Source organism: Kordia sp. SMS9 (assembly GCF_003352465.1).
Classification (GTDB): domain Bacteria; phylum Bacteroidota; class Bacteroidia; order Flavobacteriales; family Flavobacteriaceae; genus Kordia.
In genome coordinates this window covers 904,139-923,984 of record NZ_CP031153.1, presented here as the reverse complement: position 1 = coordinate 923,984, position 19,846 = coordinate 904,139, and the positions used below count along the sequence as shown (strand labels likewise).

Below are 19,846 nucleotides of genomic sequence, written 5' to 3'. Positions count from 1 at the left end.
GCGTATCTTTAGATAGCGCAGAATAATAAAAATAAACAGATGAAAGCAAATAAAATTTTTAGTTTAATAGCGGTCTTCACTATAGGATTAGGTATTACTTCTTGTGTTCAAGACGATGAATTTGCAATTCCTAACGGAACAACGGCTGTTGATCCAGGATTAACCGCAACTTCTACTTTTCAAAACATGGTAGCACGATACCAACAAGCAGTTGGAGATGGTGAGGAAATTGCAGTAATTGCAACTGATGAAGCAGAAATCATCATTGAAGGATATGTTGTATCTAGCGACAAAGCTGGAAACTTCTTTGAAGAACTAGTAGTTCAAAATAAAAAAGATGCATCAAACCCAGATGCTGACCCACGATTAGGTTTCCGCGTAGATATTAACCAAGCAGCTTTATCAAATAGCTATGAATTTGGTAGAAAAATTTATATCAAAATGAATGGTTTGGCTATTGGAGTTGAAAATGGTGTGTATGCAATCGGAATTCCAAATGGAAACGATATTGATCAAATTCAACCATTTGAATTGGAAAATTTCGTAGTTCGTGGTACTGAAGTAGCTCAAATTACACCAAAAGTAACTACAATTGGCGAGTTGACATCTGCGGATGAAAATACTTTCGTTCAATTTGAAAGCGTACAATTCAGTAGAAATGATCTTGGATTAACGTATGCAGGAGAAGCTTCTGATAACTTTGACGGATTTAGAACAATTGAAGAGTGTGACAATTCTGGATTGATTGCTTTACAAACAAGTACATTTGCAGACTTCAAATCGTTGACAATCGACGAAAACAAAGGAACTATTCAAGGAGTTTTCACTAGAGATTTTGGAGACGATACCAACGTTTTAGTAATTAACACATTGACAGATATCAACTTTACAGAAACGGTTCGTTGTGATCCTAACTTGTTAGAATGTGAAGGACCAGTTTCTTCTGCAACGACAATTTTTGAAGAAGATTTCCAATCAATCACCAACGAAGCACAATTAGATGCGTTAGGATGGACAAACATAAATGTTTCAGGAGGTTCTGAGCGTTATGAAGACAGTTCATTCTCAGGTGATACATACATGAAAATTTCTGCGTTCGGAACAGGAGAAAGCCCACTAGAAGCTTGGTTGGTAACACCAGCAATCAATTTAGATGCAACAACGCAAGAAGAATTATCTTTTGAAATTTCTGCAAACTTTGAAACAGGAACGATCTTAGAAGCGTTCATTACAAATGCATACACAGGAGACCCATTAACAACAGAGTGGACAGTACTTGATGCGAACATTCCAGTAGGAGGAAGCGGATTTGGAAGCTTTGTAGGATCAAACATCAACATTTCTTGTTTAGACGGAGACGTTCACGTAGCCTTCAAATACTTAGGTGCTGATGGTGGTGCAGAAACAAGATACCATATTGACGATGTTAAAGTAACAGGAATGTAAAATTCTTGAAACAACGTATTTCATACAAAAAGAGTGCTAGCAATAGCACTCTTTTTTGTTTGCAGTATTTAGCAATTAGTATTGAAAATGCTAGTCAGAGTCTCAGACTCTGACCAACTATAAAAAATTTATCAAATAAATTAGGAGTACCTGTTATTGCGCCTAATCGTATAATTTATATGTGGAAAGGGGCTTGGCGCATTGGTAATGAATATGTAAATACGGGAGTTTTTAAAGGTTTTTCCCTAGGACTTTTGTATAATTTTCTATTTTTGATATATGAATAAATTAATCAATAATTGGCCTCATAAGTGGTTTGGTATGTGGAAAGAGTATGGAGAAGGGTATGAAACTTGCCCAAGTGTCAAAGAATTTGTAGATGCAGATTTAGTAAGTACATATTCTTTAAATGATATAGAAAAATATCTGCTCAATTCACAAGAATTGGCAGCAACAAGTAGCTATCCTGACGCATTTACTGGTGAAATAATGTTTGGCAGTGATACATATATAACAGATGGTGTATGGCTATGGCTTAATAATTTACCTTACTACATTAAAAAATATAATGTTGCTATACCAAAAAGCTTTTTAGAACACATAAAAAATAATAATTATATCCCTGTAGAAGAATGGACTGGAGATTTTCAAAGTCTAGATTTTCCTTAAAAATAAATGAGCTAAAGTAAAATCATTTATTTAAACTAATATAAAAGTCAGCATCTCAACTTTATTGAAATGCAGGCTTTACTATTAAGGCTGGAGGAAAACATCTTAAAGTATATGATGGAAAAAAATTAGTAACTATAATACCACACAGTCCTAAAGGTAATAAAACAAACAAGAAAATAATTGAAGACATTATGAAACAGGCAGGGTTTTAAAAAATTAAAATTATGAAAGAAACTGAAGAAGAACAAGAAGTATGGAATTTTGGATTCTCTTTACATCATGACTCCGATGATGGAACACTTAAAAGAAGTGTTCCATCAGAACTCCTAGAAATGATAATTTCATGGGCAGAAGAACATAACTGCTTGGTAGGAGGTGGCTTTCGTGCATTTACAGACGAAGAGAAAAATGATATGAGTCCAATGTATGAAATCCCAGAAGAAGAATAGAACTTCAATAACCAGTACTTATAAAATATAAGTACTGGTTTCTCATATTTATGAGTTTACTTTTCACACGAATAAAAATAAACGGGCAAAAAAGAGCGACAAACTGACAACAGATAAAAGTTAAGAGTAAAAACAAACCAGCAAATTAACAACCAAAACTACTTCAAACTAAATCACTCATTCCCCGTCTGCCACAACGCAAACGAAATAATATCCACCAATTCTTCACGCTTGCTTTTCTGAGTTCTGTCAAAACCATGACCTTCCGAAAAGTTGACAGATAACAAAATAGGATTATCGGAACTGGTAGCCGCTTGCAAACGTGCTGCAAACTTTGCAGGTTGCCATGCAGCAACTCTCGAATCGTTAATGCCAGACGTCAAAAAAACCGAAGGATACGGCACATCTTTTTCAATATGATGATACGAATCCATCGCTAACAAACCTTCAAACTCAATAGAATCTTTCACGGTGCCAAATTCTTTTACATTATTCTGTCCGTTTGGCGCAATTTCTGAACGTAAAGTGTTCAACAAACCAACTCTAATCACGACGGCAGCATACAAATCAGGGCGTTCTGTCATAGCACGACCAATGGTAATTCCGCCAGCACTTCCGCCCCAAACGGCAAATCGTTCAGGAGAAGTATAGCCTTCGTCAATCAAATATTCAGTACACGCAATAAAATCTTTCCACGAATTGGATTTGGTGGTTTTATACCCTGCTTTATGCCATTGTTCGCCTTTTTCGCCACCGCCGCGCACATGTGCAACGGCATACACACCACCTTCAGACAACCAATACAGCAAATACGGATACAACATAGGCGCATTAATCCAATTATAACAACCATAACCGTTGAGCAATACACGATTGTTACCGTGTTGAACCATTCCTTTCTTATAAATAATTGACAATGGAACCTTTACACCGTCATGGGACGTAATTTCAATCTCTTTTACAACGACATCTGCTAATTCTGGATAACTTACCACTTTGGAAATATTCTCTTTCGTAAACATCTTCTTTTGCGCATGAAAACGATATCTGTTTTGGTGACTTGTCCAGCCTTGGGTTTCTATCCATAACTGCGGAAACTTAGTTCCAATTGTTGAAAGGCTGATGCTTCCTGCGGCACTTGGCAATATTAATTTTTCAATCTGTTGATTTTTTCGCTGATACAAATGAGCTTGTACACCATTTTTTGCGGTTGTATAAAATAATCCATTAGTAGTAATAGTAAAATCTTTTAAAATTTCGTCGGTCGATGGAGGAATAATTTCGATTGGAGCATCAAAATTTACCTCCGTCAAAGAAGTGGCATATACACCAAAATTAGATGCTTCTTGCGCGCTTGTATAATAAATGCTGTCATTGAACGGGAGAAACTTTTCAACCTTATGTTTTTTCTGAAATAGTGGTTTCCAGGTGACTGTTTCTTTGGTTAATTCAGTGATTGGTGCATAGTAATAATCTTTAAATCCAATACCACCAACGCGACCAAACATATAGTTGGGATGTTGCCCAAAAATATTCACAATGGGGAAATCTTCAGGATTTAAGTTGAGTTCTGGATGTGTTTTTCTGGAAAAAAGAATGTGTAACTCTTTCGGATTAGTTCCTAAGCGATATAAAACGGTTGCCGAATTTAAAATATAGTTGGGGGAAGTTGTATCAATATCAGGAATATGTAAATACGTAAAGCCCGTATTATCAGGCAACCAATGCACACCACCCAATTCTGATGGCCATGAATGATCTATGATTTCTTTATGAAAAGTTTTTGTAAGCACATCATAAATAACGATCTCTGAAAACTCTTCGTCATTTTTTGTAAAACCAATGGCTATTTTTTGTCCATTCCAGCTTGGCTGAAAATAATTAATAATATACGTCTCTTTTGAGTTTGACTTGTACTGTTCTGAATTAAAAATTTCTTGTTCTTCACCGTCAACTCCAGCTTTAAAATACAAAATATTGGCTTCATGATTTTCAGAATATCGCAAATAATAATACGCTTCTGGAGAAAGCACTTTTAAATCAAAAATACTTTCCGAGCGCATTTCGTCGTGCAAACGAATCTTATCAATAAGTTGCTGACGACCAGGAATTTGTTGTAGTGTGTTTTCAGTGTGTGTATTTTGTGAAACCAGCCACGACAATACTGCGGAGTCTTTTAAATTTTCCAAATATGGATACGGATCTTCTACCGTGGTTGAAAAATAAGTGTTAGTAACAGGTTTTTCAGTGGCAAGAAAAGGTTTTTTTTTGCTGGTATTGCACCCTGTACTCCATATAAAGAGTACTACATAAAGAGCCGATATGTATTTCATTTGGTAGTTTTTTAACGTTATGCTTTCAAAAAAAAATGCTACATCAAGATGATGGGTGTGCATCACACTTGAAATAGCATTCTTTGATTATGAAAAAAGAGAAATATAAATTCTTTCTACTATTGTGTGTCTATAGTGTCTTCTCCACAAAGTAATGTGCATATATTTTGGCTAGTACAATTCTCTGTGGCTTTTGGAAGTGATCCTCCACATATTTTTTTTGGGTCTCCAACTTTAGCGATCATTAATTTTGAGAGTGCTAGTTTTCTTAAAGTTCTGTTTGTAGTTTTCATGGTGTTAAAGTTATTTTGATTACGATGTAAATGTATATCAAAACACGCTTCAATTATAACGAAGTATCGTGATATTTATAAATATCATGATGAAAATAAAATTTTAAAAAACTGAAAATCAAGTAGTTAATACTTGTTTTTGATTTTCAAGTTGCTTTAGAAAGTACGATGGATTAATCCCTGTTTTTTTATGAAAAGCGATGGAAAATGACTGTGCATTATTGAAACCAACTTCTTGTGCAATAGCTTTAATTGTGTAGGAACGAAAGCGTTTATCTTCCTTCAATCGTGTAATTGCATAATCAATTCTGATCTCATTCATATACTTGGCAAAGTTCATTCCTTTGGTCATATTGATAATTTTTGACAAGTAGGTACTATTGGTATCAAGCTCTTTTGCCAGTTTAGTAAGTGTGTAATTTTTTTTGGTATAACGATGTGTGTCTTCAAACTTTTTAAGCTTCACTAAAATTGGTGCTACAATTTCTTTTGGCAATCCAATACTTTCTTTTTGAGCAGATGAGACTACAATTTCTTTTTCAATACTAGTAGTGGTTTCCTTTTGTGCATTTTCTTTTTCAAGTTTCTTTTGGTCATAGGTTTGCATCAATATTTTGAAGCGTCTTTTGTACACCACATTTCTTCTAAAAAAGTAAAAAATGATCAACAAAAATAAGATAGATATAATAATAAGTACCGTTACTTTTTTCTGTGATAAAAAGTTTTTGTCTTGTAATTGATGGATGAGTTCTTCTTTTTGATTGAGTAAAACGGCTGTTTCCGAAATCATTAAATGTGTATCATACTTTTGAACGATTTCTTTTCCTAAATTTTGATATTCGTCTGTAATACTTTCATCTACAGCCAACAACTTTTCAATAGTTGCCAATTGTTTCTCCGGATTGTTTGCGGCTTTATATTCTCTATTTAAAAACTCATACGCTTCCCTAGCTTGAAAAATAACCTTTGGTTTTTGCTGATATATAGAATCTACCTTATACAAATAATTAATTCCAGCATCGTTTTTACCTTGCTTTTCCAAACACCTATATATATAAAGGTAATTAGAACACAAGGCTTTTTCGTTATTTTTTAAAAATTTAGTGGCTTTCAGTAGGCTGTCAATCCCAGAATTATAATTCTCTTTATAATAAGAAGTAACACCATAAGAGGTTAAAAACCAAGGGTACAAATATTGATTCGGATGTTGTAGACTGGCTTTAATACCGCGCTGGTTTACAACTTCGGCAGAATCTAATACACGATTCTTATTATAGGAGTTCGCCAATGCAAATAATGACTTTAAATATTGTTCAGGGTTTTTCTTTTCAAAATTATTCTTGCGAATAAAGTCAATATTCTCTTGAAAAATCTTCAAAGCTTCTTCACGTTCTTCGCTTACATTTTTAAGCAATCCTATATAATGTTTAATGGAAATTTGTTGTCTAATGTTTTTAGTAGCAAGCGCCATATCATTCGCGGTTGCAAAATTGGTAAGTGCATCATTGTACTGAGAATTGTAGTATAGCTGAATTCCTTTCAACAAATAACCTTCCGCTTGATACGTTTCAAGCTTGGTGTTTTTGGTTAATAAAATGATACTATCTGTATAAGAAACCGCTTTTGGGGTATGACTATGATAGGAAATAAATAACTCATAACCAGCTACAATTCGCCGTACTTCATTCACTTCTTTGGCTTTCGCCAGATACATATTTGCTGCGTTTAAGGCTGCTGTAGAACCTTTAGGAGCATTATGAAACGCTGATTTTAGATCCTCAAAAGTACCCGAACTAAGTTGTGCATGCACTGAAATTGAAGAAAAAAGCAATAAAAAAGTGAAGAATTGAAACGTAACCTTGCGTTTTTCGCGGAAAAAACCTGCGAAAATGCATGCAAAAGGGACTAAATTTTGAGTATAATTTTTCACTTTTCACGTTTTTTTTAAAATCCAACCTAAAAAAGATACTGAACAAGAACTATAACGATTAAAATTCAATAAAAATTGTAGGTTAATACATATAAATTAATTGCTAAAAACAGCAATATTTTTAAAATTACTACAAATGTGTATAAAGATATCATTTTATGCAAGAATAAAGACACATATTCATAAAGCTATTATGTATAGTGCGATTGCGTAATATTTGGCATCATGATATTTATAAATCCGTTGCATGAGATTTATAAACGTCAGTGCTAACCACTTGAAAATGACAAAATTCCGCCATTAATTAGCACTGTCGATTCGTTGCAACAATCACGAAAAGGTGGAATCCGAAAAACCTTAAAACAGAGTAGGAACCAAAATTTTTTAAAACTTTAATATTATGAAATTAAATAAAAAGAACGTAAAGGAAATGACATCTCAAGAATTAGAAGCAATCTCTGGAGGATTAAGCAAAGTTGACGGTGATACTGCAACTGCAACAGCAACAGCAAGTTTTCGCTCATCTGCAGAAGCAGAAGCAGAAGCAGAAGCTTCTAAGTAATAGTTAATTTATAACTAATGGCTGCTTCCAACAAAGCAGTCATTAGTATATAACAATCAAACAAAACCCAACAATATGAAAATCAGTAAAAAAGGTATCGAAGAAATGAAACCAAAGCAGCTAAAAGCAATTCGTGGCGGTATAAAAAAACATTCTGATGATGATACCTATACAGTTACCATAAGGGTAAAAGCTACCAGTTCAGTAGAGGCAGACTGTGAAACACCAGCACCAAAATGCTAGTGCTTACTGAAATCTTAACTATTTAAATCAATTCTCATGAAACTTAATAATAAGAAGGTCAAAGAAATGCAGCCAGAAGAATTAAAAGTAATTCGTGGTGGAAAAAAAGAAGAAAATAGTGATACACAAACTATTTCGAGAAGAGCAAGTGCTCGTGCGCCCATAGAAACGGAATACGAGACACCTATGCCTACATCAACAAAATAGTATTGATTGCTATACTAACTATTAAATCAATTCTTATGAAAATCAACAAAAAAGGCATCAAAGAAATGCAACCAGAAAAACTAAAAGTGATTGCTGGTGGTGTTAAAAGTTCAGATGGACAAACACAAACAAACACAGATTCATACAGTGCACGTTCATCTTCTGAAGCTGAAGCGGAAGGAGAATACGGAAACTAGTCTTGAATTTGCCTAAAATACCAGTAATTATCAAACTATTTACTAAATATTGTACGTGTAGGCAATGTAAATAGTATTGCCTACACATTTCAAAACACACAAAGAATCATCAGTACGTAACACAAAGTTAATACAGTATATTCTTCTTAAAAACTTAGGAAATTAGAAAGCAAGCACACAAGTGATCTAACGATATTTACCACACTAATTTAAGCGAAACGCTAATCTTCTACATCACTTTGCTATGTATTCCTAACAACAGATTATTTGCTGTTGCTTACACGTATTACTGATTCAAATTTGTATTACAAACACATCTTTAAACCACAAAAATCAGTCATTATGAAACTAGCAAAATCAGAAATCAAAGAAATGTCTAAAATGGAGTTATCAGCGATCAGAGCTGGTGCTATTGAACCAACTAAAAGTACACAAGACACCTACTCAAAAACCCATACGTTAAAAGCGATGGCAGAAACGGAAGTTGATCTTGAGTATGAGTCAATGACTCCTGGAAAATTTTAACAACATGGAAAACGATGAAAAAATACTAGTACTTAGCCGTCAAGATGATGGAAGTACAAGCAATGTAATAGAATGGCTTGTAAAATACAACAAGCCATACATTCGCCTCAATACGGACGATGACAAAGCACGTTTGCATTTTCTTGATATTGACGATAGAGAATTGACCGTTTCCAAACATGGAGAAGAGCATAACTTGTTCAATATTTCATCCATTTGGCATAGAAGACGAGGTTTTTCATTAAAAAATGTAGCCATCAACTTTGACGAACTTGAAAAAGGAATCCTATTTGATACACCAAACTATCACAAAAATCACATCAACTCAGAGTATAAAGTACTCATGGAGTATTTTCACTATATCTTACAACAAGATGTAACAGCAATTGGAAATTATATCAGTACAGATGTAAACAAGCTCATTGTATTAGAAATTGCTAAAAAGTACAACGTTCCTATTCCAAAAAGTTATGTAGTTACAACTAAAGACGGAATTCGTAGAATTTTAGCAAATACAGATGCAAATTTTGTAGTTACCAAAGCCATCAGTCAAGGTGTATATCACTTTACAGATTCGTACGGATATTATTCATATACCGAGCGAATTACAGAAGAGAGTTTGGACCAACTACCAGATCGTTTCTTCCCATCATTACTCCAAGAAGAAATCAAGAAAAAATACGAACTCAGAGTTTTTTATCTCAATGAAGAATTCTACTCAATGGCAATTTTCTCGCAAAAACGTGCAGATACGGTAGTTGATTTTAGAAAACATACCGATCAAGAAAATCCACAACGGAAAGTGCCATATAATTTACCACATCATGTAAAACAAGGATTGATTGATATCATGAACGAGCTGCAATTAAACACAGGATCCATAGACATTTTGGTCGATGAAGACAATAATTACATCTTTTTAGAAGTAAATCCTGTTGGACAATTTGGAATGACGTCGGCGCCTTGTAACTACTACTTAGAACGAAAAATTGCTAAAATCTTGTAACCATGATAAAATTAAAGAAATTACCAATTAGCGAACCACAATTAGAAAACTTACCATTATTTTATAATTACCTTATATATAATGAGATGCTGCCTTCCGATCCTTTTTATAGAACCGCTTACAGTGAAAAATACAGTAGTATTATTTTCTATTCAGGATCCGATAAACCAATTTCAAAAATTGTAGATACCACAGAAATTAAAAGATAATAAGATGAAAGAATTAGCCACCATACAAGATAAATATCTCTATCTATTCGCAGATTGTTTTCCTGTAAAAGGACACACAAGAACAATGCTATGCGATGTTTCTAGACAAAAAGTATACTTTGTAGATAATTCATACTATGAATTATTATCAGTATTAAAAGACAACAATATTGGGACAGTTGCCCAAATGCTCGACGGAGAAGAAGATCTCATCTACTTTAAAGAATTTATTGATTACTTATTAGATATTGAGTTGGCAATTGTTGTGGATACTCTAGATCGATTCCCGTCAATGGAATTAGAATGGGATCATCCATCAAAAATTATCAATTCTATCATAGACATTCGTGACGAAATGCACGATTTTAATAAGATTTTTAACGAATTAGAAGTCTTGGCATGTTACCATATCCAAATTAGAGCATATTGTCAATTACCAGTTTCCAAACTAGAAGAAATATTGGCACTCACTGTTGGAAAAAACTTTAGATCTGTTGACTTTTTAATTGAATACGACGGGAAAGAAGCAGAAATAAAAGCACTATTAGACAAATATGAAATTGCTCAAGTTACGTACCACACTTATGAAATGGAGCTTTTTGATGAAGAACCTGAAGCTAAAAACAGAGCAAAAGTATATCATGGAAGTTTGGGCTATACCAAACAAAAAGTGAGCGGTTGTGAAGGTTGCGGATTGGTCAATATCAACTCAATGCGAATTAGAGATGTAAAAGGATTTACCGAAAACATAAAACACAACGGATGCCTAAATAGAAAAATCTCAATTGATGAAACTGGAAACATCAAAAACTGCCCTTCTATGGAAAAATCATACGGACATGTAAACAACATTTCCTTGACAAAAATTGCAGATGATACAGAATTCCAAAAACCATGGAATATCAACAAAGACAATATTGATGGCTGTAAAGACTGCGAATACAGATACATCTGTACAGACTGTAGAGCCTACACTACTGATGGAGACTTACATTCCAAACCTGCAAAATGTCAATACGATCCTTACACGGGAGTTTGGGCAGATAAGGAAGAAAGTGTAAATACTGTTTTTGCATAACATCCTGTGCTATTATGAAAAAATATATATTCATTATCCTTATTTTCAGTTTTATAACTATGCAAAGTCAAACAAGTATAAAAACAAAACCAGTAGATTATACGCTACTCAAAATGCAACTAGAAACGATACGTGTTGAAGATCAAACGTTGCGACAATTGCTTCCGGAAGCAGAAGTTAAATTCGGAATGGATTCTGAGGAGTTACGATACGTTTGGAAACTGATCCATTATCAAGATAGTATCAACGAAAAAAAGGTATTAGCAATCATTGACACCTATGGTTGGCTCAGTAAAAATAATGTAGGCGAAATGGCAAATCAAACCTTGTGGTTGGTAGTACAACATGCAGAAATTGAAACCCAAGAAAAATACCTGCCTTACTTAGAAACATCTGTAGCAAATAATGAATCTGACGGTTGGTACTTAGCCTTTCTAAAAGATCGAATTTTAATGCGCCGAGGTGAAAAACAATGGTACGGAACTCAAGTAAAAAAAGATAAAAAATTAGGATTCACATACATATATCCAATTGCCAATTTCAAAAAAGTAAACGAAAGGAGAAAAGCCATAGGACTCAATTCCATTGAAGAATATGCCAAAACCCATAACTACGCATTGCATAAAGAGCTTTAAGAATCTAGAACCTTAGTGACTAGAGTTTAAATTAAAGGTGGTTAAAAAGAGTACTAACTTATTTAGTACTCTTTTTTAGTAAAAACGGTATTATAAATTACTTCAACTTGTTGGCAAACAGCTTGCGAAGTTTTGTTAGCTTAGGCGTAATCACGTAACTGCAATATCCTTGCTGTTGGTGTTGTCTGTAATAATTTTGATGTTCAGCTTCGGCTTTATGAAAAGTTTCAGCCGCAGTTAATTCGGTTACAATAGGATCATCATAATATTCAGAAAGTTCTTTGATAACAACTTCGGCTGTTTGCTTTTGTTGTTCAGTATGATAATAAATAACCGAGCGATACTGCGTTCCCACATCAGCACCTTGCCGATTCAATGTCGTAGGATCGTGCGTAGCCATAAAAATGATCAAAATCTCTTGATACGAAATCACATCCGAATCAAATGTCAATTGTACCACTTCGGCATGCCCTGTAAGTCCAGAGCAAATCTCTCTATACGTTGGTACACCAGGAGCTGTTCCGCCTGTATATCCAGAAACAATGGTTTCCACGCCTTTTACTTCCTGAAAAACGGCTTCCGTACACCAAAAACAACCGCCGCCAATCGTAGCTGTTTGTAAATTTTTTTCTTCCATATTTTATGCTTCATAACAAGGTTGTAAAGATACTGATAAAACTGTTTCTTTTTTTATAAGATACGAAAGACAACAAAACAGCTATTTTCTGTCATAAATAGCGCAAATTACAGCAAATAGGAACCTTGGAAACCCACGCGGCGCAAAAGATTTAACATTAATTTGACACAAGCATATACATTCATCTACAAAAACTAGACATTCATCGAAGGAATGTAAGTTATTGTCTAATATATAGGGTTTTATGAATTAGAGGTGTTATATTTGGACTTAACTTTTTTTCATGGTTAAAGTAATTTATTGGTTATAAATTATTTCCCTTATTACCCTAAGACCCCAAATAATAATAACCAATTTTTGGTAAGAGAAAAGAGCTTCCGTAAGGAGGCTCTTTTTGATTCAACGAAACTCGGTTTTGAGAAGTCGAAGACGCACACAAAACCGCAAGTTGAGTTGATTCCTTCGAAGGAAGGAATCTTAGTCTTTTTTCCTCCTAGATTTTAACGAAGGCAACACGTTTTATGAAGTGCCAATTTTGAAGCTATCAGGCGTATATAATTATGATAGTTGAGTTGATTCCTTCGCAGGAAAGAATCTTATCCTTTTTTCCTCTTTGGTTTTGACAAACTCAACACATTTGTGAAGCGCTAGTTTTGAGGCTGTTAGGTGTATATAATTGTGTCAGTCGAACTGATTCCCCTGAAAAAAGGCATTTCATATTTTTCCACTACAAATTTCATATAATTCACGGAATCGTCAGATGCATTATTAGTATCTGTCATGGCACTTTAATACTTTAGTTTTCAATATAAATCATATAAACTTATTTAGTATGAAAGCAATAGATCAATTACAACAGTATCAAACCGAAAACACACAACTCATTGTTGGTGGTTTTATTATAGAAGAAGGCGGAGGAATTTAGTTTTTTCAGTAGCATTAATTCTATTACAAATTTTAAAAACACATTCACATGAAAACAATACATCAATTAGAAGAATATCAAATTGAAAATGTACAACAGATTGTTGGCGGTTCAATCATTGAAGAAAATGACGGTATATAACCGTATTATAAATTCTTAAAACACATTCACATGAAAACAATAGAGCAATTAGCACAGTATCAAATCGAAAACACACAACTTATTGTTGGCGGTTCAATCATTGAAGAAATCGGAGGTATATAAACTCTGCAATTTTTAAATACCAAGGGAAGTTCACGCGAAACATAGGAAATCTATTGTTTTTATTGAATCTCGTAAGCTTCGCTAGGTATTTCAATCAAAATATATTTGGTATAACTGTTTCAACAATGTTTCCAAAAAGGGACAACTGAAAGATTTTCAGACTTTTTCAACATCGAACCCATCATATTTCTTTAAAAAATAAAAACTGTCCAAAAAGTAGCTTTTACACAAACTTTTCAAACAGTCTTTCAGAGAGTATTTCTTAGTGGTTACATTATTCCGCAAGCAATACCATATATTGCCAAGGACGTAATGCGAAATCTTCGTTTTTGGCAAAAGTTATTTTTTCTCCTGTTATATAGTCCGTAAACGCTCCAGAAAGATCAATAGTAGCGTTTGTGTGCTCTTTTGACAGATTACCAATATAGTACACTTTCTTACCGTCTTTTTCACGTTTAAATGCTAATACCTTAGTGGATTCGCCTGTAGTAAGTTTTGTGTATGAAGCGGCATTTTTTCCGCCGTGTAAGGCAACATGTGTATTTTTAAGCGTTCCTAATTTTGCCAACAAAGGCCACATGTCACCTTTGGTTTTTGGAATTTCATCTTTCTCGAAGAATTTCAAACGATGTTTCATATCGTATTCTTGTCCTGAATAAATCAACGGCATTCCTGGCGCTACAAAACTCAAAGCCGTAAACGCTTTGGCACCTTCGCCCATACGTTCTTCAATCGTTCCATTCCATGAATTTTCATCGTGATTGGTCACAAAATTCATCAAAATATCATCAGCTTCGTACAAAGAATCAATCTGTTGCATACGCTTGTCCCAATCGGCAACGGTTTCTTCACCTTTTGCAATATGATTCATTTTATGATGCGTGTCCCATCCGTACGCCATATCAAACAAATTCCCTTTCAACAATTCCGGTTCCCAAGCTTCTGCAAGCATAAAAATAGCTTTCTTTTCGCGTAATTGTGGAATTGCTTCTACCCAAAAATCAGTGGGAACTGAACCTGCCACATCGCAACGGAAACCATCAACATTTTCTTCCGTCAACCAATATTGCATGTCTTTTACCATGGCTTTGCGCAATTTCTTATTATCGTAGTTTAAATCAGCCACATCAGCCCAACCTACAGGCACTCCGTCTTCATTTAACGGATCGGTAATCTCACCTTTGTCGTTTTTAGTATAAAATTCAGGATTCGTTTTCAACCAAGTATGATCCCAACCTGTATGATTTGGAACCCAATCCAAAATCACATAAATATCATTATCATGCGCGGTTTTTACAAGCTTTCTAAAATCGTCAATCGTTCCAAATTCAGGATTTATTTTCCTAAAATCAGACACGGCGTAGTAACTTCCTAAATACTTCTTTCGTTCTTCAGGATCTTCAATTTCACTAGCAAATTCGCCACCAGTAGCTTTACGCTTGGTTTCTGAAATTGGGAAAATTGGCATAAGCCAAATCACTTTTACGCCTAATTCTCTCAGTTGTGGAATATCTTTGGTGAATGCATCAAAAGAACCTTCTTTCGAATACTGACGAATGTTGGCTTCATAAATCACGGCACTTTCCATCATGTCTTGAGAAACATCCGCGATTGCGACTTCTTTTGGTGTTGGCGTATTTTCAGCTTCTTTCTTTTTCGTATCGCACGAGAAAAAAAACAAGATTGAAATACAAAATAGACTTAGTTTTTTCATTGGTGTATGTATTAATTTCTATAATTTGATCGTAATTTCACGTTCTTTTTTGGTGTTCCAAGTAATTGCGAATTTTACCGTTTTATACGTTTCATTCCACTTAAAATCGACACGCTTTCCGCGAAATTTTATTTTTCTAGGTTGTTTCGTAATGTTGTGAAGTATCACTTCTATATTTTTGGTGTTTGTTGCATAGTTTTTGCCCGTTTCAGCTTCCAATTCAATGTCCAAACGATTGTTGTTAAATTCACTTTCAAATTCCAACAATTCGTACATTCCTTTTTCGTACGCGTTCTTGGTTTTACCATCGTCGATATACAATTCGCGTTCGCTTTCGGCAATACTTTCATCGTGATAGTAATGAAGTTGAAATACATTTGGGTTATATTCTACTGTAGTTTGCATCAGATTTGCCATCGGAATAAACGCGCCACCACGAACGTATACAGGAATTGAGTTTTCTTTCGTATTGACCATTTTTGCTTGTCCACCAATCACTTTTTCGTCGGTTTCAAAGTCATACCAAACGGAACCTTTCGGGAAATACACTTCTTTGGTTTCCACACTATCTTTTACAATCGGAGTCACCAAAAAATCATGTCCCCATAAATAGGTGGAAGCATTCGTGTATAACGCATTGTTGTCGCTTTCTTCAAAAAACAATGGACGCATCAACGGTGTTCCTTTTTGATTGTTTTGAAAGGCAATTGTATAATTATACGGCAATAACTGATAGCGCAATTCAATGGCTTGTTTGGCTAATTTTTTTGCTCTATCGGAACGAAACACAGGTTCACTCGGCACTTCTTCTTGTGCATGCGGTCGGTAAATGGGTTGAAAAACGCCGTATTGCAACCAACGGATGTATAAATTATCATTCAAATTCGCACCCGCAAAACCACCCAAATCCGAGTGCATATAGCTCAAACCTTGCATTGCCATTTGCAGTGCAATTTCTGGTTGCGATTGCAATCCGCCCCAAGTTCTATTCACGTCACCAGACCAAGGAATGAGTCCGTAACGCTGCGAACCTGAATAGCCTGCACGCATCAAAATAAACGGTCGTACGTTTGGAAAATCTCTAGCGTAGCCTTCATATACCAATCGCGCCCAATCGTGCCCGTAAATATTGTGAACTTCATTCGCCGTTCCTGTATGATGAATTAATTTTTCAGGATGAACTTCGGGTTCACCCAAATCGCCCCAAACGCCTGCAACGCCTAAATCAGCGAGTTCTTTATAAATACTCCAAAACCATTGTTCACCTTTCGGATTGTAAATATCAATTAAGCCTGTATTTCCAAAATAGAAATCGAATTTAAACGGATTTCCGATAGAATCTTTCGCTAAAATTCCCAAATTAGATGCTTCATACCAACGTTTGGAAGTCGTCAACACAAAAGGTTCGGTAATGAAAACCGTTTTCACACCTTGATCATTTAAGTTTTGAATCATCTGCTTAACATCTGGAAAGGAATCCTTGTAGACTTGTAGATTTCCCATCGTGCCTTTGATTTCTTTCCCAAACCAATACAAGTCCAAAATGATGGCGTCAACAGGAATTTCTTCCTCTTTAAATGCTTTAATAGTTGCTTCGGTTTCTGTTTGTGAATGATAGCCGAATCGGCTTGAAAAGTTTCCAAACGCCCAACGTGGCGGTAATGGTTGTTTTCCTGTCAAATCCGTATAATTAGCTACAATACTTTCCCAAGAATCGCCCGCAATCACTTGATAGGTTTTGCGTCCAGAAATGGTTTCGTATGTGAGTGTATTGTCTTTTTTACTGTCTAAATCCAAATATCCAATAGGCGCATTGTCAAAATGCAGCATGTATTTGTGGGACGAAATCACAATTGGCAGCGTAAAATTCATTAATTCTGAACGTGTTTCGTATCCGTAATGTGCGCGGTTGTAGAGTTTCAAACGATTTCCACGACGATTCATGCCCAATGCACGCGCGCCGCCGCCATAGAGAACTTCATCTTCTGTCAAATTGAATTGAATCGCTTCACCGTCTGCTACTTTTTGATAGCCCGTTTTTTCAGAAATAATGGGTTGTCCTTTGTACTTGTATGAAATTTGAAACGGTGATTTTTGAATGTGTGCTGAAATTCCTTCCGAAAGTAAATCTACAGAAGTATCCGTTTCCGTAGCTGACTTCATTTCTTGAATATCTTTTAAAATAACAGCATGACTTTTCGCTGTAATTTTTTGTCCTTTTGGGATGAAGGTTGTGCCAATAATATCGTTGTTAATCAGTCGAATAAAATAGCGTCCATCAGACACTTCAATCATATGAACGTTGGCACTTTCGGTGTAACTGACAAATTTTCGATTGGTATTCTGTGCCAGCGAAAACTGAACACATAAACATGATATCAATAGTATTCTAAGTAATTTCATATATTATTTCTTTAGTAAGAATGTAAACGGAATGTGCAATCGTTTTTGCCACGATTTTTCCGAATGATCGGTTCCTTCAAATTTTAAATTTTGAAAGTTTGCTTTGGTATATCCTTTTTTCTTGAAAATTGTATCTACGATTGGTGCATATTGTGGATAATGTTGATCCAAGGTTTCGGTTCCGTAATCAAAATAGAAACGATGCGTTTTTGGCGATGGCAAATGATCGCTCATGTAGGCAAAAAACGTATCTGGAATTGGATTGTTTTCCATTGGACTAATGCCAACCCAATGTGTTGAAATACAGGCTGCAGCACTGAAAACTTCTGGATATTCACACATGGCGTACATCGAAATGAGTCCGCCCATGCTAGAACCTGCCACAAACGTATGTTCGCGATCGGTTTTGGTATTGAATGTTTCGTCAATAAATGGTTTTAATTCTTCCGTCAAGAATTTTAAATAGTTATCCGCATTAAAATTTAAAGAGAAATTATTCTTTTTGGCTTCTTCACGAAATTTATTTTGTACATCTTCGCGCAAATAGTCAAATGCTTTTTGTGGAAAATAATCTTGCCAGCGAATTTCAGAAATATTCCAAGGAGACACCACGATAAAATCCTGCACGTTGCCTTCTTTGAGTAATTTTGAAGCGACTTCGTCCACTTGCCATTCTTGTTTGTTCCACGTAGTAGAAGCATCGTATAACATTTGTCCGTCGTGCATGTACAACACATTGTATTTTTTATCTTTTGAATAGTTTTCAGGAATCCAAACATCTACATTTCGCGGACGAATATAGTTGGATGGAAAATCCACAACACGCATTAGTTTTCCACTCGCCAATTGCACATTTTTAGCTTCTCGAATGATTGGTTTTTGACTTGTTTGTATGGTCACATCTTCTGAAAATAGCCAAAGTAATGCGGTTTTTAATTCGCTTCGCCAAAAGACTTCGCTGTGTGTGCCATTTGGTTCAAATTTGGAAGTGAAATTGTCTTTTGGGAAATTATTTTTTTCTAAAAGTGTTCGCATTTTATTGAGATTGTTCACCATATTTTCACCTTCTTTTTCGCCCATTACGTAGTATAACTTTGAGTTTTTGGCTTTCGCAAGATTTGCCTTTGTGAACGTAAATGTATTTTCAGAAAACCAAAACGATGGCGAGAAAATACCTGCTTTTCCAAATACGTCTGGATGCGCAAATGCAGCATACTGTGAGATCAATCCACCCATAGAACTTCCCATGATGCCCGTGTTTTTGGCATCTTTTTTAGTTCTGTATTTTGCGTCAATTGCAGGTTTTAAAGTCTTTGCAATAAATTCAACATATTGTTTTCCTTGCGGCGTTCCGTATTTTTCATGTGTCCAAGCCGTGTATTCTTGCATGCGTTCTTCGCTGTTGTCAATAGCCACCACAATTATATGTAAACCATGCGTATAATGTAGCGTATTGAGCGTTTCGTCTACTTCCCATTCGCCAGCATACGACGTTGCTTTGTCAAATACATTTTGTCCGTCGTGCATGTACAAAACAGGATACGATTTTTCAGTACTTTCATAATTCGGCGGCAAATACACTTGAATTTTTCGAGTTTTGTTGAGCTGCGGAATTTTGAAGTTTTCTGAAAACGTTTCTACGTTGGGTTGTTTGCTAGAAATAGTTTCATTGTTACTTCCGTTGGACCAAGCGCCAATAACAACTTGTATCATTTCAGGATGTTCTTTGAAAGTATAGGTTCTATTTTCAATATTTTGACGTTTTTCATCCAATTCCACAGTTTCCCAATTTCCCAATGTAAATTTGAAATTGATGGTTTCCCGATGGTTTGGCAATGTTATTTTGTAGTAAGTGCTGTCTTTTTGTTCTAGTTTCAACTCAGGTCGTCCGCCAGACCAACCTTCAAAATCGCCTGAAATATAGATGTCTTTTGAAAAATCATGATCGCTTGGAAAATTAGTGATCACAAATGTGACCGATTTTTTACCATCAGTATTGTCGTCTTTTTGTTGTCCTTTGCAGGAGAAGAAAAGAAGCGGAATTATAAGTAAGACTAGTTTTGTTTTCATGATATTTGGTTTTCCAAGTACTTCTCGATACAATTTTCTTCATTTCGA

18 protein-coding genes are annotated in these 19,846 nt (G+C 35.1%); 12 read left to right on the top strand and 6 right to left on the bottom strand.

What is annotated here, in order from left to right; translation table 11 throughout:
- Positions 1–39 precede the first annotated feature (39 nt).
- From KORDIASMS9_RS04115 to KORDIASMS9_RS04105, 3 genes are all read left to right on the top strand, one after another.
- Positions 40–1,446, top strand: coding sequence for a DUF5689 domain-containing protein (locus KORDIASMS9_RS04115; protein WP_114901623.1), 1,407 nt, complete (start codon positions 40–42; stop codon positions 1,444–1,446).
- A gap of 279 nt (positions 1,447–1,725) precedes the next feature.
- Positions 1,726–2,115 (top strand): hypothetical protein, encoded by a 390-nt coding sequence (locus tag KORDIASMS9_RS04110; protein WP_114901622.1) that lies wholly within the window; start codon positions 1,726–1,728, stop codon positions 2,113–2,115.
- Between the two features lie 227 nt (positions 2,116–2,342).
- Positions 2,343–2,567, top strand: a complete 225-nt coding sequence (locus KORDIASMS9_RS04105; protein ID WP_114901621.1) for a hypothetical protein — start codon at positions 2,343–2,345, stop codon at positions 2,565–2,567.
- Positions 2,568–2,740: 173 nt separating this feature from the next.
- Here KORDIASMS9_RS04105 and KORDIASMS9_RS04100 read toward each other — a convergent pair whose 3' ends face one another.
- Together KORDIASMS9_RS04100 and KORDIASMS9_RS04095 are read right to left on the bottom strand one after the other, a co-directional pair.
- Positions 2,741–4,900 carry a prolyl oligopeptidase family serine peptidase gene (locus KORDIASMS9_RS04100; protein WP_162819758.1) on the bottom strand — a complete coding sequence of 720 codons (2,160 nt, stop codon included), beginning with the start codon at positions 4,898–4,900 and terminating at the stop codon, positions 2,741–2,743.
- 411 nt (positions 4,901–5,311) lie between these two features.
- Entirely contained in the window at positions 5,312–7,123 is a 1,812-nt protein-coding gene (locus tag KORDIASMS9_RS04095; RefSeq protein ID WP_114901619.1) for a helix-turn-helix domain-containing protein, read from the bottom strand.
- A gap of 400 nt (positions 7,124–7,523) precedes the next feature.
- Here KORDIASMS9_RS04095 and KORDIASMS9_RS23915 point away from each other — a divergent pair, with 400 nt between their 5' ends.
- The 9 genes from KORDIASMS9_RS23915 (at position 7,524) to KORDIASMS9_RS04065 (ending at position 11,785) form a co-directional block, all read left to right on the top strand.
- The gene (locus tag KORDIASMS9_RS23915) at positions 7,524–7,685 is read left to right on the top strand and encodes a class IIb bacteriocin, lactobin A/cerein 7B family (RefSeq protein WP_114901618.1); all 162 of its coding nucleotides are present in this window, start codon (positions 7,524–7,526) and stop codon (positions 7,683–7,685) included.
- A gap of 75 nt (positions 7,686–7,760) precedes the next feature.
- Positions 7,761–7,928 carry a hypothetical protein gene (locus KORDIASMS9_RS23085; RefSeq protein ID WP_162819756.1) on the top strand — a complete coding sequence of 56 codons (168 nt, stop codon included), beginning with the start codon at positions 7,761–7,763 and terminating at the stop codon, positions 7,926–7,928.
- A gap of 36 nt (positions 7,929–7,964) precedes the next feature.
- Positions 7,965–8,135 (top strand): hypothetical protein, encoded by a 171-nt coding sequence (locus KORDIASMS9_RS23080; RefSeq protein WP_162819755.1) that lies wholly within the window; start codon positions 7,965–7,967, stop codon positions 8,133–8,135.
- Between the two features lie 35 nt (positions 8,136–8,170).
- Positions 8,171–8,332 (top strand): hypothetical protein, encoded by a 162-nt coding sequence (locus KORDIASMS9_RS23075; protein ID WP_162819754.1) that lies wholly within the window; start codon positions 8,171–8,173, stop codon positions 8,330–8,332.
- A gap of 342 nt (positions 8,333–8,674) precedes the next feature.
- Positions 8,675–8,857, top strand: coding sequence for a hypothetical protein (locus KORDIASMS9_RS04085; protein ID WP_162819753.1), 183 nt, complete (start codon positions 8,675–8,677; stop codon positions 8,855–8,857).
- A gap of 4 nt (positions 8,858–8,861) precedes the next feature.
- Positions 8,862–9,863, top strand: coding sequence for a grasp-with-spasm system ATP-grasp peptide maturase (gene gwsG / locus KORDIASMS9_RS04080; protein ID WP_114901616.1), 1,002 nt, complete (start codon positions 8,862–8,864; stop codon positions 9,861–9,863).
- Positions 9,864–9,865: 2 nt separating this feature from the next.
- A complete protein-coding gene (locus KORDIASMS9_RS04075; RefSeq protein ID WP_114901615.1) occupies positions 9,866–10,072 on the top strand; it encodes a hypothetical protein in 207 nt (68 codons plus the stop codon).
- A gap of 4 nt (positions 10,073–10,076) precedes the next feature.
- On the top strand, positions 10,077–11,150 hold the full coding sequence (gene gwsS, locus KORDIASMS9_RS04070) for a grasp-with-spasm system SPASM domain peptide maturase (RefSeq protein WP_114901614.1): 1,074 nt from the start codon (positions 10,077–10,079) through the stop codon (positions 11,148–11,150).
- Between the two features lie 59 nt (positions 11,151–11,209).
- Positions 11,210–11,785 (top strand): DUF6624 domain-containing protein, encoded by a 576-nt coding sequence (locus tag KORDIASMS9_RS04065; RefSeq protein ID WP_114901613.1) that lies wholly within the window; start codon positions 11,210–11,212, stop codon positions 11,783–11,785.
- A 97-nt stretch (positions 11,786–11,882) separates the two neighbouring features.
- Here KORDIASMS9_RS04065 and msrA read toward each other — a convergent pair whose 3' ends face one another.
- The 4 genes from msrA to KORDIASMS9_RS23805 all read right to left on the bottom strand — a co-directional run bounded on the left by msrA (position 11,883) and on the right by KORDIASMS9_RS23805 (position 19,798).
- Positions 11,883–12,422, bottom strand: a complete 540-nt coding sequence (gene msrA, locus KORDIASMS9_RS04060; RefSeq protein WP_114901612.1) for a peptide-methionine (S)-S-oxide reductase MsrA — start codon at positions 12,420–12,422, stop codon at positions 11,883–11,885.
- A gap of 1,463 nt (positions 12,423–13,885) precedes the next feature.
- The gene (locus tag KORDIASMS9_RS04055) at positions 13,886–15,325 is read right to left on the bottom strand and encodes an alpha-amylase family glycosyl hydrolase (protein ID WP_114901611.1); all 1,440 of its coding nucleotides are present in this window, start codon (positions 15,323–15,325) and stop codon (positions 13,886–13,888) included.
- An 18-nt stretch (positions 15,326–15,343) separates the two neighbouring features.
- Positions 15,344–17,728: a TIM-barrel domain-containing protein gene (locus KORDIASMS9_RS04050; RefSeq protein WP_114901610.1), complete on the bottom strand. Its 2,385-nt coding sequence runs from the start codon at positions 17,726–17,728 to the stop codon at positions 15,344–15,346.
- Between the two features lie 3 nt (positions 17,729–17,731).
- Positions 17,732–19,798, bottom strand: coding sequence for an alpha/beta hydrolase (locus KORDIASMS9_RS23805; protein ID WP_240321122.1), 2,067 nt, complete (start codon positions 19,796–19,798; stop codon positions 17,732–17,734).
- Positions 19,799–19,846 lie beyond the last annotated feature (48 nt).

What these genes read in the sequence shown, in the direction of transcription:
- KORDIASMS9_RS04115 (WP_114901623.1), top strand. Translation starts at nt 40, where the DNA reads ATGAAAGCAAATAAAATTTTTAGTTTAATAGCGGTCTTCACTATAGGA.
- KORDIASMS9_RS04110 (WP_114901622.1), top strand. Translation starts at nt 1,726, where the DNA reads ATGAATAAATTAATCAATAATTGGCCTCATAAGTGGTTTGGTATGTGG.
- KORDIASMS9_RS04105 (WP_114901621.1), top strand. Translation starts at nt 2,343, where the DNA reads ATGAAAGAAACTGAAGAAGAACAAGAAGTATGGAATTTTGGATTCTCT.
- KORDIASMS9_RS04100 (WP_162819758.1), bottom strand. Translation starts at nt 4,900, where the DNA reads ATGAAATACATATCGGCTCTTTATGTAGTACTCTTTATATGGAGTACA.
- KORDIASMS9_RS23915 (WP_114901618.1), top strand. Translation starts at nt 7,524, where the DNA reads ATGAAATTAAATAAAAAGAACGTAAAGGAAATGACATCTCAAGAATTA.
- KORDIASMS9_RS23085 (WP_162819756.1), top strand. Translation starts at nt 7,761, where the DNA reads ATGAAAATCAGTAAAAAAGGTATCGAAGAAATGAAACCAAAGCAGCTA.
- KORDIASMS9_RS23080 (WP_162819755.1), top strand. Translation starts at nt 7,965, where the DNA reads ATGAAACTTAATAATAAGAAGGTCAAAGAAATGCAGCCAGAAGAATTA.
- KORDIASMS9_RS23075 (WP_162819754.1), top strand. Translation starts at nt 8,171, where the DNA reads ATGAAAATCAACAAAAAAGGCATCAAAGAAATGCAACCAGAAAAACTA.
- KORDIASMS9_RS04085 (WP_162819753.1), top strand. Translation starts at nt 8,675, where the DNA reads ATGAAACTAGCAAAATCAGAAATCAAAGAAATGTCTAAAATGGAGTTA.
- gwsG (WP_114901616.1), top strand. Translation starts at nt 8,862, where the DNA reads ATGGAAAACGATGAAAAAATACTAGTACTTAGCCGTCAAGATGATGGA.
- KORDIASMS9_RS04075 (WP_114901615.1), top strand. Translation starts at nt 9,866, where the DNA reads ATGATAAAATTAAAGAAATTACCAATTAGCGAACCACAATTAGAAAAC.
- gwsS (WP_114901614.1), top strand. Translation starts at nt 10,077, where the DNA reads ATGAAAGAATTAGCCACCATACAAGATAAATATCTCTATCTATTCGCA.
- KORDIASMS9_RS04065 (WP_114901613.1), top strand. Translation starts at nt 11,210, where the DNA reads ATGCAAAGTCAAACAAGTATAAAAACAAAACCAGTAGATTATACGCTA.
- msrA (WP_114901612.1), bottom strand. Translation starts at nt 12,422, where the DNA reads ATGGAAGAAAAAAATTTACAAACAGCTACGATTGGCGGCGGTTGTTTT.
- KORDIASMS9_RS04055 (WP_114901611.1), bottom strand. Translation starts at nt 15,325, where the DNA reads ATGAAAAAACTAAGTCTATTTTGTATTTCAATCTTGTTTTTTTTCTCG.
- KORDIASMS9_RS04050 (WP_114901610.1), bottom strand. Translation starts at nt 17,728, where the DNA reads ATGAAATTACTTAGAATACTATTGATATCATGTTTATGTGTTCAGTTT.
- KORDIASMS9_RS23805 (WP_240321122.1), bottom strand. Translation starts at nt 19,798, where the DNA reads ATGAAAACAAAACTAGTCTTACTTATAATTCCGCTTCTTTTCTTCTCC.